This window comes from Anaeromyxobacter oryzae (assembly GCF_023169945.1).
In the GTDB taxonomy this organism is placed as follows: domain Bacteria; phylum Myxococcota; class Myxococcia; order Myxococcales; family Anaeromyxobacteraceae; genus Anaeromyxobacter; species Anaeromyxobacter oryzae.
Genome location: NZ_AP025591.1, coordinates 2,690,520 through 2,705,676 on the forward strand (window position 1 = coordinate 2,690,520; position 15,157 = coordinate 2,705,676).

Genomic DNA, 15,157 nt, shown 5'->3' on the forward strand with positions numbered 1-15,157 from the left:
CTAGAACCCGAACCGCCAGACGAGGCCGCCGGCGACGAGGGCGCCGCCCACGCCGTACGCGATGCCCGCGTTGCGCCGCTTCGTCTCCCAGTCCTTCCGCGCCGTGATCTGCGCGTCGAGGTCGGTGGCGCTCGCGGCGCGGTCCGCCGCGTCGCGGGCGCCGATCGTGAACACCACGCCGGCGACCAGGGCGGCGACGCCGACGCCCACGACGGTCCAGGCCGCGACGTGCGCTGGACGCGGGCCGGGCTCCGGCGGGAGCGCCTGCAGGAGCTTGTCGAACGCGGCGTGGAGCGGGCGGACCGCGTCGTCGCCGGGCGCCACCTCGAGGGCGCTCCGCGCCCGGACCGCCGACGTGTCGGAGTCGGCGAGCACGAGCAGGAAGCGGCTGCCGTCGGCGCGCCCCTCGGCGGTCGTCGCGATCGCGTGCGGGAGCCCCGCCCGGCGCGCGGCGCGCGCGCCCTCCGCGGCGTCCTCGCACGCCACCCCGTAATCGAGGAAGCGGCCGTCGCCGTCCCGGGCCGCCGCGATCACCGACTCGGCGCGCGAGAGCGCCGGATCCCCCAGGATCTTGGGGCGGCAGAGCAGGATCCGCTCTCCGCCTCCGCCCGCGGCCAGGGCGAGCGCGATCATCAACGCACCGGAAAGAGCCATTGCTGGAGCCTTCCCCCGAGGCGGTTGTACTCGGAGTCTCTGTTTCACCACGACTCGCGACCGTGCTGCAAGGGCCGTGCACCGTCTGCCGCGCGGGCATTGGCGCTAAGCCGTGCGCGTCAGACAGTCCGCGCCGCGGACCCCCCGGTCGCGCCTCGACCCCGGGTATGGCACGGACCCACCGTTTCACGGACTGAACGCAAAGCTCTCACCTGGCACGACACTCGCAGTCCGTGCTTTCAACATTCACGGAACGGCAACTAGGATGAGCGTGGTCCTCGCGATCACGCCTGGAGGGAGAGCGGATGCGAACGATCCGGACGGTGGTGGCCTCCTCGATGGTGGCCGCGGTGCTCGCGGTGGCCGGCTGCTCGGGCCTCGGTCCCACCGCGACGAGCTGCACGACGGACGACGCCTGCGGAGCGTCGGGGCGGTGTCTCGCGAGGACCTGCGTCGCCGACGGCTCGCCCGTCGCGTCGATCGCGGTCCCGCTCGCCATCACCACCAACCGGCTCGTCCTCTTCGACGGCGGCGCGAGCGCCGACCCGGATCCGAACGACGCGATCCGCTCCTACGCCTGGACCTTCGCCCCGGACGCCGCCCCGTGCGCGCCGCCGGTCGTCGCCGACACGGGCCCGGTCGCGCGGGTCCGGTTCGCCTGCGCGGGCCGGTACTCCGTGTCGCTCGTCGTCAGGGACGAGAAGGGCGTCGCGAGCCCGCCGGCCGTCGAGGCGTTCGACGTCGGGGTGTCGACCGACGCGCCGATGCTGACGGCGGGGGCCGATCTCGCGCTCGGGCACTCGTGCAGCGACGGCCGGTGCACTCCGGCGGGCGACGTCGCGCTGGCCGCGACCACGACCGGCGCGTTCCTCGGCCCGGTCACCTATCACTGGACCGTCGAGCCGCCGCCGGATCGGGCGCTGGGGCCGACGCGCCGCCTGGCCTTCTCCCCGTCCGCCGACGTGCCGAACCCGTCGGTCGCGCTCGAGAGCGACGACGCGGCCCTGTCCGGCGACTGGGTGTTCCGCGTCGAGGCCCGCGACGCCGCGGGCGTCATCGGGACCGCAGTGACCCGCGTCAGCGTCACGAACCGTCCCCCGGTGGTGACGGCCGACAAGCTCGCGCCGGTGCCCCACGTCTTCGACGCGGCCTCGTCCCGCCTCACGGCGAGCGGACGGGTCGGCTCCGTCACGGTGACGGATCCGGACGGCGATCCGATCCCGGTCCGGGTGGTGAGCTGGGTCCACGCGAACGACGGCGGCGGTGTGTTCGAGGGCGAGGACCTCGGGTCGGAGGTGACGTTCCGGGTGGCCGTGGACTACGCGTCGCCCGCCGACGCCGGGTTCCTGATCGACGGCCCGGCGCTGGAGCGCGCGGTCCGGATCGCCGCGACCGACGTGAACGGCGGCGAGACCGTGGAGACGCGCGCCGTCGAGATCTCGAACCGTCCGCCCGTCCTCGCGGATCCCGCGCCGGTGCAGGTACAGGTCGACCACTCCTTCGACGCGGCGCAGGGCCAGTACCGGGCCACCGCGACGCTCGGCCGCTGGTCGGATCCCGACGGCGACCCGATCTGGCAGGCGGACCCGACCGGCGACGCGGACTGCAGCGCCCTGTCCCTGCTCGTGGACGGCACCTCGGTGGCGATCTGCAGCCGCGCGTACGCGGGCGTGCCGGCGGTCCACCTGTTCGCGGGCGACCACGTCGTCCGCTCCTCGGTGCGCGATCCGTGGGCGATCGCCGCGGAGCGGCCGGACGTCATCGTGCAGATCCACGACCGGGCGCCCGTGGTGACGAACACGAGCGGGACGGCGCCGGTGGCGTGCACGCCGGACGAGGTGCTCTGCTGCCGGGAGGCTCCGAACGGGAGCTGCCTCGTGTCCCCCACGGCGACGACGGCGACCGCGTTCACCTTCGCGCCCGCGGTCTCCGACCCCGACGGCGATCCCGTCGAGGTCCGGTTTCCGCTCGGCGTCACGCCCGCGTCGGTGGTGTGCGTCGCGGGCGCGTGCCCGGCCGCGACCGCCGAGCTCGCCGCGATGAGCACGTGCGGGACCGAGAAGCCGACCGCGACGATCTCCTTCGTCGCGAGCGACGGGGCCTCGTCCGCGTCGGGGACGCACACGGAGACCGGCTCCTGCGTCGCCGCCTCGAGGTGACGATCCGTTCCGCTGCCTGCTCGACCTCGTCACCCGGCCGCCGCGACCATCCGCTTCCGCTCGAGCACGGCGTCCGCCGCCTGCGCCACGAGCTCCGGCCCGAGCGCCTTGTCGAGCACGGCGTCCGCGCCGGCGGCTTCGAGCCGGGACTCCGTCCCCGGGTCGAGCGAGCCCGTCACCACCACGATGGCGAGCTCCGTCTCCCCGCCCGCGGTGCGGATCATCCGGACGAGCGCCTCCCCGTCCATCCCGGGCATCCGGACGTCGGTGACGAGGAGGTCGAGCGCGAGCAGCTCCGCCGACAGCGTCCTGAGCCCGTCCTGCGCGTCCGCCGCGGTCAGCACCTCGAACCCGCGGGCGGCGAGCGCGTCGGCGAGCATCCGTCGGACGAGGGCGTCGTCGTCGACGAGGAGCGCGCGGCGGGGGCGGGCGGAGATGTGCGCGATCGCCGCGGCGAGCACCGCCTCCGCGTCCGGCGCGAGCTGGAAGCGGACGCCCATGCCGCCTCCGTTCACGAACGCGACCTGCGCCGACGCGCACAGCTCCGCGCCGTTCGGCAGCCGGAGCTCGAGCGAGACGGGGCTCCCCACCGGCGGCGGGTGCGACGTGCGGACGAACGCGCCGCCCTGCGAGAGGTTCTCCACGAAGTCGCGCGCGAGCTCCTGATCCGTCGCGTACTCGATCTTCGCGTGCGCGCGCGTGGCGAGCGGCGAACGCGCGATCACCTTCACCGGCGCGCTCACGGGGAAGCGGGGCGCGGCCCGGATCTCGGCGCCCGGGCTCGCGGCCGGGCGCGCCTCCAGCGCGGAGACGAGCGCCGCGGGGGGCGCCTCGAGCCGGAGGCCGTAGCCCGCGGCGTGGCCCGGACCGGCGGTGGTGGGCGTCACGACCTGGACGACGCGGCCCCGCGCCTCGATCGGCTGCGGCGCTCCCGGGATGCGGAACGCGAGCGCGACGTCGTCGCCGGAGGGCGGCGCGATCGGCGCCGCGACGAAGAGCAGCCCCTCCTCCGGGTCGTACCGGACGCCTTCCCAGCCGGGCCCGCCGACATCCATCGCGAGCACCGGCTCCACGGCGGCGCGGCGCCGCTCGCGCGGCGCGCCCGCCTCCGTGAAGAACGACGCCGCCGCGTGCGCGAGCGCGGGCGGGAGAACCCCGAGGCGGACGACCTCGCACGCGGCGAGATGCGCGCGCAGCTGCGCGAGATCCGGGCCCGATAGCCGGGCGACCGGCGTGGCGCGGCCGCCCGCGCGCGCGGTCCAGAACGAGAGCCGGTCCCGGGCCTGCGGGGAGAGCGCCGTGGCCCGGAGATGGACTCCGACGGCGAGGAACCGGGTCTCCGGCCGGAACGCGAGATCGCACCGGTGGAGCGCGCCGTCGAGGAGGAGCGGGAACGCGAGGACGAGCCGCTCGACCGCCGCGAGGCGCTCCTCGTCGACGCGGACGAAGACGTTCGTGTACTCGACGGTGCTCGCCACGGGTCCGGACCCGGCGACTCCTGCTGCAATGGGGAGGCCCGCCCCACCTCAGGACAACCGGGCACCTGCGCAGCGCGGAGCCAACCCCGGGTCGGAGCACACCCGCCCAGCGGCGCCGGCGGCGCTCCCCGCCGCGAGCGGACGAGGACGGCGTAGATCGAGCAGGTGCGGTGCCGCCCCTCGGTGTGACCGTGCGTGCTACGTTCGATCGCCTCGGCCATGGAGGAGAAGATGATGCCTCGCTCGCGCGCCGCCTTCGCTGCCGCCCTCGTCGCGATGCTCGCCGGCTGCGGGGCCTCGAAGCCCACTGCCTCTCCCGGTCCCGTGCTTCCCCTGGATCGCGCCGTTCGCGGTCGCGTCGTCGCCTGGGGCGACACGGGGTTCGACGCGACCATCCTGATCCCCGGGCACGCGCCGCAGCCGGTCGCAGCCGGTGAGACGTTCACCGTGGACGACGTGGATGTTCCGTACGACCTCGTCGTGGCCGCGAACGGCCGCGCCTGGGTCTACGCCGGCGCGACCCGGCGCGATCCGCTGGTGACCATTCCCGCCCTGGGGAGCACCCCGCGATACACGACGTTCTCGCTGCAGGCGGTGCCGGTGCAGGGGACTCCGGGCCCGTCCTCGACGGTCCGGGTCTCGCTCGCGTTCGGCAGCCCGCATCTCCAGTGGTTCGCGACCTCCACCTTCGCGGTGCCCTTCGTCTTCGACATGGATGCGAGCTGGAACGGCGCGAGCACGATCCATCCGACGGTCCACGCGCTGCACCGCGCCAACGCGGTGGGCGCATTCCCCACGGACTACTACGGCTACGCGGAGGCGACGATCGACCTGATCGACGCCGCGCGGAGCCCTTGGCCCGGCCTCGACCTCGCGCCCATCCCCCAGGTCGGCCGGCTCGAGGGACGGTTCGTCGTCCCCGGCGATTGGGTCTTCGACGGGACGACGGTTTGTCTGGAATGGCCCGACGGCGCTCAGCTCACGCTCGGGACCGTGACCTCGACGGCGTTCGACCTGCCGACGCCCGGCGTCGGCGCAGGCCTCCTCGTGCTCGGGGGCGCCACGGGGCCGGGCGGTGAATCGGTCGGATGCAGCGTTCGCACGCCGGACCTGACCACCACCGGGCTCGAGATCCCGCTGCCGCTCACGCCGGCGCAGGTCGAGCCCGCCGACGCGGCGACCGGCGTCGGGCCCGCCACGGACTTCTCCTGGAGCGACACACGCGCCGGCGTGAAGTGGCTCGCGCTCCAGGACGCGACGACCCACGAGAGTGTGGTCACGGTCCTCACGACTGGATCTTCGGCCCGGATCCCCGATCTCTCCGCGCTCGGGGTCTTCCTCGCGCCGTCCACGCGCTACGAGTGGACGGTGATGAGCACCGCCGCGCCCGACGTCGACGCCGCGCTCGCGGCGAGCGCCGCCGGCGGGTGCTCCGCCACCAGCGCGGTCCGGACGTTCACGACCGCCGCTGCGCCGTAGGCGCGGCGCCGCGCGCGGGTCCGATAGCCGGGCGCCGCTTCAGCCACCAGCCCGGCCGTCACTCCGCGAGCGCCGTCGTGGCGTGCGCCACGTCGCGGCGGAGCACCGAGGGGATGCCGTCGCGCCACGCGTGGGCGAGGTCGGCGACCGGCACCGACAGCGCGCCCTGGATCTCGAGCCGGTCGCCGCCCACGGCGCCGAGCGTGATCACCGGCGCGCCGCACGCCTTCGCGAGCTCGACCAGGCGCGGCAGGCTCTCCTTCGGGAGCGAGACGACGATCCGGCTCGCATCCTCCCCGAAGAGCACGAAGTCCTTCCGCGTCGGGAACGGCACCCGGACCGCGGCGCCGATCCATGGCGCGGTGGAGCCCGCGGGCGCGTCGTGCATCATGCAGCACTCCGCGAGCGCGACGGCGAGGCCGCCGTCGGAGCAGTCGTGCGCCGACGAGAGGAGCCCCTCGCGGATCGCGCGACGCACCGTCTCCTGCACCGCCTTCTCCTTCGTGAGATCGAGCGCGGGCGGGCGGCCCGCCTCCTTCCCGAACTCGGCCGCGAGGTACTCCGAGCCGCCGACCTCGCCCTGGAGCGTGCCGACGAGGGCGATCACGTCGCCCGCGTTCCGGAAGGCGCTCGTGCAGGTGCGATCCACGGGCTCGACGAGGCCGACCATGCCGACGGTCGGGGTGGGGAGGATCCCCTGACCCTCCGTCTCGTTGTAGAGCGAGACGTTGCCGGAGACGACGGGCGTGCCGAGCGCGCGGCAGGCGTCGCCGATGCCGCGGACGCACTCCGCGAACTGCCACATGATCTCCGGCTTCTCGGGGTTGCCGAAGTTCAGGCAGTCGGTGATCGCGAGCGGCTCGCCGCCGACGCAGGCGATGTTGCGCGCGCACTCCGCGACGGCGTGCTTCGCGCCGAGGTAGGGATCGAGGAAGCACCACCGGCCGTTCGCGGCGAGCGAGAGCGCGATGCCCTTGTTCGCGTGCTTCTCGTTCGACACCGCGATCCGGACCAGCGCGGCGTCGCCACCGGGGCGGACCGCGCCGACGAGCCGGACCATGTGGTCGTACTGCCGGTACACCCACTCCTTCGAGGCGATCGTCGGGCGGGCGAGGAGGCGGAGGAGCGACGCGCCGAGATCCGTCGGCTCCGGCATCGCCGATGCGTCGAACGCGTGCAGGTCCGGGAGCGCCGGGTGCGGCTTCATCGGCCGCTCGTACTTGGGCGCGCCCTCGGTGAGCGGGTCCACCGGGAGGTCGGCCACCATCTGACCGTGCCAGTAAGCGCGCCAGCGGCCGGTGGAGGTGACCTTCCCGATCACCGCCACGTCGAGGTCCCACTTCGTGCAGATCCGCCGGACCACGTCCTCCTTGCCCTCGGCGGCCACGAGGAGCATGCGCTCCTGCGACTCGGAGAGGAGGATCTCGTACGGCGTCATGCCCTCCTCGCGGAGCGGCACCTGGTCGAGGTGGAGGTCGAGGCCGTTCCCGCCGCGGCCGGCCATCTCGACCGACGAGCTCGTGAGGCCGGCCGCGCCCATGTCCTGGATGCCGATCACGGCGTCCGTCTGGAAGAGCTCGAGGCACGCCTCGAGGAGCAGCTTCTCCATGAACGGATCGCCGACCTGGACGGTCGGGCGCTTCTCCTCGGTGGACGCGTCGAACTCGGCGGAGGCCATCGTCGCGCCGTGGATGCCGTCGCGGCCGGTCTTCGCGCCGATGTACATGACCGGGTTCCCGACGCCGGCGGCCGTGCCGCGGAAGATCTTGTCGGCGGGGAGGATCCCGAGCGTGAAGGCGTTCACGAGGCAGTTGCCGTTGTACGAGGGGTGGAACATCACCTCGCCGCCGACGGTCGGCACGCCCATGCAGTTGCCGTAGCCGCCGATGCCGGCCACCACGCCCTCGAGCAGGTACGCGGTCTTCGGGTGCGCCGGGTCGCCGAACCGGAGCGAGTTCATCGAGGCGATCGGCCGGGCGCCCATCGTGAAGACGTCGCGGAGGATGCCGCCCACGCCCGTCGCCGCGCCCTGGTACGGCTCGATGTAGCTCGGGTGGTTGTGGCTCTCCATCTTGAAAGCGGCGGCGAGACCGTCGCCGAGGTCCACCACACCCGCGTTCTCTCCCGGACCCTGCAGCACCTTCGGGCCGGTGGTGGGGAACGTCTTCAGGTGGACGCGGGACGACTTGTACGAGCAGTGCTCGCTCCACATCACCGAGAAGACGCCGAGCTCGGTGAGGTTCGGCTCGCGGCCGAGGTGCTGCTTCACCCGCTCGTACTCGTCGGGCTTGAGTCCGTGACGGGCGACGACCTCGGGCGTGATCTTCTCGCTCATGAGGCCGCGGATTCTAACGGCGCGGCGCCCGGATCGCGAGGCTCGTCTGGCCGGTCAGGCGGCGATCGCCGGCCCGGCCGGAAGGAGGAGCCGCCCCGCCGGCTCCCGCCTGGAGCGTCAGGGAGCGGGAATCGCGCAGCTCACGGGGTCTCCGGCGCCATCGGTCACCCGGCACGTCCCAGTGCCGGAGTTCTCGACGCGGCTCCCCGGCACGGCGGTGCCGGTGACGGCGAGGCTCGCCTGGAGCTCGGCGCGGGAGCTGCCCGTGAGGGTCACGTCGGACGTCGCGACGGCGTACTCCCGCGCGTCGAGGTGCGCTCCGTGCTGCACGCCCGAGAGCACCACCTCGAGAACCGGCGCCGCGCCGGTCCCGGCGCCGGCGAGCACGACGTCGCCGCCGTCGCCCGCCTCGACCCGGAACCGCTCGGCGGCGACGTTCTTCGCCTCGACGCGGGTCGGATCCTGCACGCGCACGAGCTGCAGCTCCGGGACGGTGACGGTGAGCCGCAGCGGATGGACGGAGGTGTAGCTGTCGACGAACGTCACCTTCGCCTCGAGCACCTGGATCCCGAGGGCGACATCGGTGTGGACGGTGGTCTCCACGTGCTGGACCACGTTCTCGTCGCCGCTCACCGTGACGCGCTGGGCGCCGCCGGCGGTCACCGTGACGAGGATCCCGTCCTCCGCCGACACGCCGAGGAACGCAGGGACGCTGCGGGTCTCCTCGTGAAAGACGCCGTTCCCCTGCACCACCGGGTTGCAGCCCGCCGTCGCGAGCAGCGCCAGGGCGGCGACGATCGCGGGTGATCCGAGAGAGAGTTGCACGCGTTCCGTCCCTCGAGGCGCCGCCCCCGCGCGGCGCGCCCATGCCTCGCCAGGATACCCGCAACACGGCCGCCAGCCCACCCTGCGGCCTCCGGAGCGCCCGGCCGTCGTCCGGCTCGAGCGGTCACGCCGTGAGCGTCCTCCCGGGATACGCGCGGGCGGCGGCGGCCTATCGCGCCGGCCCCGACGGCGGCGCGACCTCGCGCGGCGATCGCCGGTCGATCTCCATGGACTCGCCCACGGCGAGCACCCGGACCCGGTCTCCCGCGAGCCCGCGGCGGAGCCGCTCCGCCTCGAGGCGCCGCGGCGGCTCGTCGAGCGGCTCGTCGGTGAGCTTGAACGTGCCCCAGTGCATGGCGACGAAGGTGCGCGCGTGGAGGTCCTCGAACGCCTGCAGCGCCTGCTCGGGGCTCATGTGCTGCTTCTCCATGAACCAGGCGGGATCGTAGGCGCCGATGGGCAGGAGCGCGGCGTCGATGGGGAACCGCGCGCCGATCTCCTGGAACCCGGGGAACCAGGCGGTGTCACCGGAGTGGTAGAGCGTCGCGGTCGAGCCCTCGACGACGAAGCCGCCCCACAGTGTCGCGTTGGTGTCGAGGAGGCCGCGCCGGCTCCAGTGCTGGGCGGGGACGAAGGTGATCCGGACCGGCCCGACCTTCGTCGACCCCCACCAGCCGAGCTCGGTCGCGGAGATGCGGCGGTCGCGGAACCACCGCTCGAGGCCGAGCCCCGCCACCACCGGCGCCTTCACGCGCTCGATGGTGGGGAGGTCGAGGTGGTCGTAGTGCGAGTGGGATACGAGGACCGCGTCGATGGGCGGCAGGTCCTCGATGCGGACGCCGGGCGGCACGTTCCGCTCGAGGCCGCCGAAGATCGACGGCAGGAGCGCCGGGTCGAGGAGCAGCGACACCCCGTCGAGCTGGACGAGGAAGCTCGCGTGGCCGAGCCAGGTGACGCGCGCGGGCTCTCCCGGCTCCGGCGGGCGCGCGAGCCGCGCGAGGTCCGGCGCGACGGCCGGGACGGGCGCCGCCGGCGGCGAGGTTCGCCGCTTGCCGGTGAGCTTGTCCCAGACCGCCCAGCGCAGGACCGCGCCGAGCGGCTGCGGCCGCGAGCCGTCCAGGTTCACGAACTTGCCGTCGGAGGCGCGGCGCTGGGCGAACGCAGTGGCGAGCATGGAGAAGGCGACGAGCGCGAGGATGGCGAGGGCCCGGCGGAAGCGGCTCATAGGGCGAGCAGGAGCTTCGTCATGTCATAGCGGACGTCGCCGCGCTCGGAGACCGGCACCGGCGCGGCGGGCAGCCGGAGGCGCTCGATCATCCGGTTGTAGGCGAGGTCCATGAGGGTCCGCAGGTTCACGGCGTCGTGCAGGTTGTACTCCGCGAAGAGCCGGAGCGCGTCCCCGTCGCCCTCGAGGTGCGCCCGCCACAGCCGCACCGCGTCGCGGCCGGTGACGCCGCGGAGGTGCTCCGGGCGGCCGACACCGGTCTCCTCCTCGAGGAGCTTGAGCCCGCCCGCGTGCCCGAGCCGGCGCCAGAGGTGGCACAGATCCACGTGCGCGCGCGGGGGCCGCCAGCCCGGGAAGGCGCGGCGGAGGGCGGGCACGTCGAAGGCGAGCCCGTTGTAGGTGACGAGCAGCTTCCAGCCGGCGGCCGCCTCCGGGAACGCGTCGAGGTCGCGGCCGGCGAGGAAGAGCCGCGGCCCGCGCCGGTCGAGGACGCCGACACAGGTGAGGTCGTCGCCGTCGCACTCCACGTCGAGGAACGCCGCGTCGGCCGCGAAGGCGGCGTAGAGGCGCCAGCGCTCGACGCGGGGGATCATCGCCGCGAGCGCCTCCGCGTCGCCCGCGGCGAGCGCCTCCTCCGCGCGCGCCACCGCCGTCGCGAGCCTGGGGCGCAGCCGCGGCGAGAGGGCGTCGTCCGGCGCGCCGGGCAGGTCGGCCCATCGGCGGACGCCCGCGTTCCAGAGCCTGGACTCGAGCCACGGGCCGACGCCGGGGGCGAGCCGGAAGGTGCTGCGGATCACCCGCCGGACTCTAGGCGGGGCGCCGCCCGCGCGCCAGGGCGAGCGCTTTCCGTCCGCCCCCGAGCCCGTCGAAGGGCGACCCTGCCGCTACCGTTCGCGGCTCGACGAGCTCACCGCGAACGGTGCTTGCCGGGGCATCACGCCGGTGAGGCGCTCTCCGGGGGCGCAGCGGGGAGGAACACGCGGAAGGTGCTGCCCCGCCCGAGCGCGCTCTCGACCTCGATCCGGCCCTGGTGCGCCTCCACGAGGAGCCGCGTGATGTACAGGCCGAGGCCGAGCCCCTCCGGCCGGCGGCTCCCGCGCGCGCGGAAGTACCGCTCGAAGAGGTGGGCCTGGTCCTCCGGCGCGATCCCGACGCCGCGGTCCGACACGGCGATGCGCACCCCGCCGGCATCGGCCACGACCTCGAGCGTCACCGGCGTCTGCCCGGGCGAGTACTTGAGCGCGTTCGAGACCAGGTTCGTCACGATCCGCTCGAGGCGCGGCGGATCCGCGCTCACCCGCGGCAGGTCGGGCGCGACCGCGACCGCGACGCGATCGACGTCGAGCCCGCCGCGGAGCCGCTCGATGAGCTCCGGCACGAGCGCCTCGAGCTCGATCGGCACCGGCGAGAGGTGGAGCTGTCCCGCCTCGAGGAGCGTCGTGTCCACGAGGTCGTGGATCATCGCGCTCATCCGCTCGCAGCTCCGGACGATGGAGCGCGCCCGATCGGTCACCTTCGAGGGATCGTGGGGCGCCCGGCGGAGGAGGTGGGCCTGCGTGTAGACGGCGTTCAGCGGCGTCCGGAGGTCGTGGCTGATCATCCGCACGAGATCGTCGCGCGCCTCCTCGAGCACGTGCATGGCGGTCTCGTCCGAGAAGGTCGCGACGGCGCCGGCGACCCTCCCGTCGGTGCCGCGGACCGGGGCCGCGCTCACGACGATCCAGTGGTCCTCGCCGACCGCCGGCGCGACGTGAAGGTGTGCGCCCACCACGGTCTCCCCGGCGAGGGCGCGCGTGACCGGGCCGTCCTCCGGCGCGAGCGGCCGCCCGTCCGCGGAGGTGAACGCGACCGCCGCGGGCGACGGCATCGCGAACGCGTCGTGGGGATCGAGCCCGCTCGCCTCGACCATCCGCGCGGCGGGGAGGTTGTACCGGAGCACCTTGCCGCCCGGACCGTACAGGACGAACCCGTCGGCGATGGCGTCGATCACCGCGTCGAGCTCGGCGGCGCGTCGCAGCGCGTGGTCGAGCCCGGCCTCGGCGCTCTGCCGCGCGAGGACGAAGGAGGTCGTCTCGGTCACCTCGAGGAGCAGCGCCGGCTGGCCGGCGTAGCGGAGCGGCCGCGCGTGGTACGAGAACCACCGCGTCCCGCCTCCGAAGGGCACGGGGCAGTCCTCGATCCGGGTGACGCCGCCCGTCGAGGCGGCGCGCTCGAGGTCGCGGAGGCACGCGGCGGGCACGGACCAGACCTCGGCGAAGGTCCGGCCGACGGGGTCCACCTCGGGTGCGGCCGTCAGGGCGCGATACGCGGGGTTCACCTTGACGTACCGGAGGTCCTCGCCGGCGACGAGGGCGAGGCCGACGGCGGACGCGTCGAACACGGCGTGCAGGAGCTCGCGCTCGTCATCACCGAAAGTGATGACGTTCACCTCACCTCGGGCGCCGGCCTCGGCCGACCGCGCACTTCCCGGACCACCGTGCATCTCTGCCCCCCAGAGACCGGGCCATCTTACGACGTTCCGGCCGCCGCGCCGCGCGACCCGGCAGATGGCCGCGCGCACATCGGATCCACCCCGGAGGGATGAGATCGTGCTCAGCGTCCGCCTGCTGCCCCGGTCTCCCGCTCCCAGGCGCTCCGCCAGGCGCCCACGTCCTGGGCATGGCGAAAGAACCGCTCGTAGAAGGGGTGGCGCGACACGGTCGCACCGTCCCCCACCACCACGAGCTTCGATCGCGCCCGCGTCAGCGCGACGTTCATGCGGCGCACGTCCGCGAGGAAGCCCACCTCGCCGCGATCGTTCGACCGGACGAGCGAGACGATCACTGCCTCCTTCTCCCGGCCCTGGAAGCCGTCGACCGTGTCGACCTCCAGGCCGCGATCGAGCCAGTCGGCGAGCCGCTCCCGGATGCGCTGCACCTGGGCGTCGTATGCGGCGATGACGGCCACCTCTTCCGGGGGAACGCCGGCGGCGAGGACCCGCTCCACCTCCGAGGCGGCGAGGTCCGCCTCCCCGGCGTTCTGCTTCGAGTCCGAGCCCTCGGGCGTCTCCTCCTCGAAGCCGCGGCCCGCGGTGTCGACGACCTCGAGCGGCGCGGCGTCGATGGCGCGGGCCGCGACCGCGGGGTGTGCGCGGAGCGCGCCGCCGTACACCGCCGCGGAGGGGAACGCCATGATCGCCTCGTTCATCCGGTGCTGCTCGGCGAGCGTCACCTTCACCGAGTCGCCGTGAGCGGCGACGAGCCGCTCGAAGAGCGACACGCCGAGGCCGCCCGCCTGCGCCGCCGCGGAGAGGACGGTGGGCGGGAGCTGCAGGTGATCCCCGGCGAGCACGGCGCGCTCCGCCCGGAGCAGCGCGAGCACCGTCGCGGGCTCGACCGCCTGGGTCGCCTCGTCGACGACCGCGACCGCGAAGCGGCGCGCCGCGAGCGCCGGCGCGTCGAGCGACGTGAGCGTCGCGAGGACCACGTCGGCGCGATCGAGCACCTCGGCCTCCGCGCGCGCCTCGAGCGTGCGCGCCTCGGCGAGGAGCGCGCGGGCATCCCGCTCCTTCCCGCGCGACTCGCTGAACCGCCCCGGGCCGCGGCGCGCCTTGCGCTTGCGCGCCTCGCGGCGGAGGGCGAGCGCCTCCTCGACGAGCCCCTTCGCGATGCGCGCCGCCTCGTGATCCGCCACCCGCGCCTCGAGCGTGTGGGCGAGGACCGCCGGGAGCACGCGCGCCGGGTGCCCGACGCGCACGCAGGAGAGCCCCGCGGCCGCGAGCCGCTCGACGAGGTTGTCGACGGCGAGGTTCGAGGGCGCCGCCGCGAGCACCTTCTCGCCGCGGGCCGCCGCGCGGCGGATCACCTCCACGAGCACGGTGGTCTTCCCGGTGCCCGGCGGACCGTGGACGAGGGCGAGGTCCTCGGCGCGGTCGGCGAGCTCGAGCGCGGCGCGCTGCTCGGCGTTCAGCGCCGCCCCGAGGTCGGGCCCGCGCGGCCGCGCGAGGAAGCGCAGCGGCGCGCCCGAGAGCGGGCCGTGCCAGCGCTTCCCGCCGCGATCCTCCCGGAGGCGCGCGAGACCGGACGCGAGCCGCTCCCACGTCACCGGCGACGGCTCGAGCTCGAGGACGACGCGCCCGTCGGTCGCCCAGTCCGGCGGCGGCTCGTCGAAGGCGACCGCTATCTGCGTCCGGGTCCGGCGCGCGACGACGCCGGTGGGCGCGTCCGGCCGGAGCTCGCGGCGGAGCGTCACCGACACGAGGCCGCCCGCGCCGATCCGGCCGCCAGGGAGCGGCCGGCCGCCGCGCGAGAACGTGACCAGGGTCCGCCCGGCGAGGGCGCCCTCCTCGACGGCCTCCACGTCGGCGACCGCGAGCCCGCGCGCCTCGCGCTCCGCGAGCGACAGCCGGCCCTTTGCCTCCGCGAAGCGCGCCCGCTCCTCGTCGCGCTCCGCGGCGAGCAGCCCGGCCAGCCGGTCGATGTGGTGCGAAAGGTCCAGGGCTCTCCTATAGTGCCCCCCGCGATGCCGATCGAGTACGTCCTCTGGTTCGACGCGCGCTGCGCCACGTCGCGGCGCGCGCTCGAGCTCCTGCGGGACCGTGGCGTCGAGCCGGTCGTGCGCCGGCACCTCGAGGACCCGCCCACGGCGGCCGAGATCGAGGCGCTCCTCGCCGCGCTCGGCGTCGCCGCGCACGACGTGGTGCGAACGGACGAGGACGAGTATCAGGCGCTCCGGCTCTCGCCGCGGACGCCCGTGCCCGAGCTGGTCCGCGCGATCGCGGCCCACCCGCGGATCCTGGACCGACCCATCCTGCTCGCCGGCGGGCGCGGCGTGCTCGCCCGGCCCGCGGAGCGGGTCCTCGAGCTCCTCGGCTCCACGCGCCCGGATCGCGCCGGCTGATCGTGGCGGCGGGCGCGGGCGGGACCCCGGGTCTCGCGAAACCCCCGGCGCCCGGGGGAACGCGGGCGAGCGATCCCCCTGATCTCCAGCGGGTGCGCCGGCGCGCCGGGCCGCCCCCGGCGAA

Annotated in this window: 11 protein-coding genes; 3 read left to right on the forward strand and 8 right to left on the reverse strand. The window is 74.8% G+C overall.

Translation table 11 applies throughout. The features are described 5' to 3' along the window. Positions 1-633, reverse strand: coding sequence for a hypothetical protein (locus AMOR_RS11740; protein WP_248361256.1), 633 nt, complete (start codon positions 631-633; stop codon positions 1-3). Positions 634-959: 326 nt separating this feature from the next. Between AMOR_RS11740 and AMOR_RS11745 the strand changes: the two genes are divergently transcribed. After that, positions 960-2,813, forward strand: a complete 1,854-nt coding sequence (locus tag AMOR_RS11745) for a PKD domain-containing protein (protein WP_248361257.1) — start codon at positions 960-962, stop codon at positions 2,811-2,813. A 29-nt stretch (positions 2,814-2,842) separates the two neighbouring features. Here the strand turns inward: AMOR_RS11745 and AMOR_RS11750 are convergent, their stop codons facing one another. Continuing rightward, positions 2,843-4,291 carry a response regulator gene (locus tag AMOR_RS11750; protein WP_248361259.1) on the reverse strand — a complete coding sequence of 483 codons (1,449 nt, stop codon included), beginning with the start codon at positions 4,289-4,291 and terminating at the stop codon, positions 2,843-2,845. 231 nt (positions 4,292-4,522) lie between these two features. Here AMOR_RS11750 and AMOR_RS11755 point away from each other — a divergent pair, with 231 nt between their 5' ends. After that, a complete protein-coding gene (locus tag AMOR_RS11755) occupies positions 4,523-5,770 on the forward strand; it encodes a hypothetical protein (protein ID WP_248361261.1) in 1,248 nt (415 codons plus the stop codon). A 58-nt stretch (positions 5,771-5,828) separates the two neighbouring features. Here the strand turns inward: AMOR_RS11755 and purL are convergent, their stop codons facing one another. The 6 genes from purL to AMOR_RS11785 all read right to left on the reverse strand — a co-directional run bounded on the left by purL (position 5,829) and on the right by AMOR_RS11785 (position 14,631). Then, complete coding sequence (gene purL / locus AMOR_RS11760; protein WP_248361263.1) at positions 5,829-8,105, reverse strand: phosphoribosylformylglycinamidine synthase subunit PurL; 2,277 nt, start codon at positions 8,103-8,105, stop codon at positions 5,829-5,831. 117 nt (positions 8,106-8,222) lie between these two features. After that, complete coding sequence (locus tag AMOR_RS11765) at positions 8,223-8,930, reverse strand: GIN domain-containing protein (protein ID WP_248361266.1); 708 nt, start codon at positions 8,928-8,930, stop codon at positions 8,223-8,225. Positions 8,931-9,099: 169 nt separating this feature from the next. Then, positions 9,100-10,155 carry an MBL fold metallo-hydrolase gene (locus tag AMOR_RS11770; protein WP_318653863.1) on the reverse strand — a complete coding sequence of 352 codons (1,056 nt, stop codon included), beginning with the start codon at positions 10,153-10,155 and terminating at the stop codon, positions 9,100-9,102. Then, complete coding sequence (locus AMOR_RS11775; RefSeq protein ID WP_248361267.1) at positions 10,152-10,952, reverse strand: ribonuclease H-like domain-containing protein; 801 nt, start codon at positions 10,950-10,952, stop codon at positions 10,152-10,154. Before AMOR_RS11775 ends, AMOR_RS11770 begins: the two co-directional genes overlap by 4 nt. 137 nt (positions 10,953-11,089) lie before the next feature. Beyond that, the gene (locus AMOR_RS11780) at positions 11,090-12,583 is read right to left on the reverse strand and encodes a sensor histidine kinase (RefSeq protein ID WP_248361268.1); all 1,494 of its coding nucleotides are present in this window, start codon (positions 12,581-12,583) and stop codon (positions 11,090-11,092) included. Positions 12,584-12,747: 164 nt separating this feature from the next. Further along, the gene (locus tag AMOR_RS11785; RefSeq protein WP_404800962.1) at positions 12,748-14,631 is read right to left on the reverse strand and encodes an AAA domain-containing protein; all 1,884 of its coding nucleotides are present in this window, start codon (positions 14,629-14,631) and stop codon (positions 12,748-12,750) included. 24 nt (positions 14,632-14,655) lie between these two features. Between AMOR_RS11785 and arsC the strand changes: the two genes are divergently transcribed. Continuing rightward, positions 14,656-15,033 carry an arsenate reductase (glutaredoxin) gene (arsC, locus tag AMOR_RS11790; RefSeq protein WP_248361271.1) on the forward strand — a complete coding sequence of 126 codons (378 nt, stop codon included), beginning with the start codon at positions 14,656-14,658 and terminating at the stop codon, positions 15,031-15,033. Positions 15,034-15,157 lie beyond the last annotated feature (124 nt).

Bases quoted from the DNA above. Each gene is read 5' to 3' on its own strand.
- AMOR_RS11740 (WP_248361256.1), bottom strand. From the start codon at position 633: ATGATCGCGCTCGCCCTGGCCGCGGGCGGAGGCGGAGAGCGGATCCTG.
- AMOR_RS11745 (WP_248361257.1), top strand. From the start codon at position 960: ATGCGAACGATCCGGACGGTGGTGGCCTCCTCGATGGTGGCCGCGGTG.
- AMOR_RS11755 (WP_248361261.1), top strand. From the start codon at position 4,523: ATGATGCCTCGCTCGCGCGCCGCCTTCGCTGCCGCCCTCGTCGCGATG.
- purL (WP_248361263.1), bottom strand. From the start codon at position 8,105: ATGAGCGAGAAGATCACGCCCGAGGTCGTCGCCCGTCACGGACTCAAG.
- AMOR_RS11770 (WP_318653863.1), bottom strand. From the start codon at position 10,155: ATGAGCCGCTTCCGCCGGGCCCTCGCCATCCTCGCGCTCGTCGCCTTC.
- arsC (WP_248361271.1), top strand. From the start codon at position 14,656: ATGCCGATCGAGTACGTCCTCTGGTTCGACGCGCGCTGCGCCACGTCG.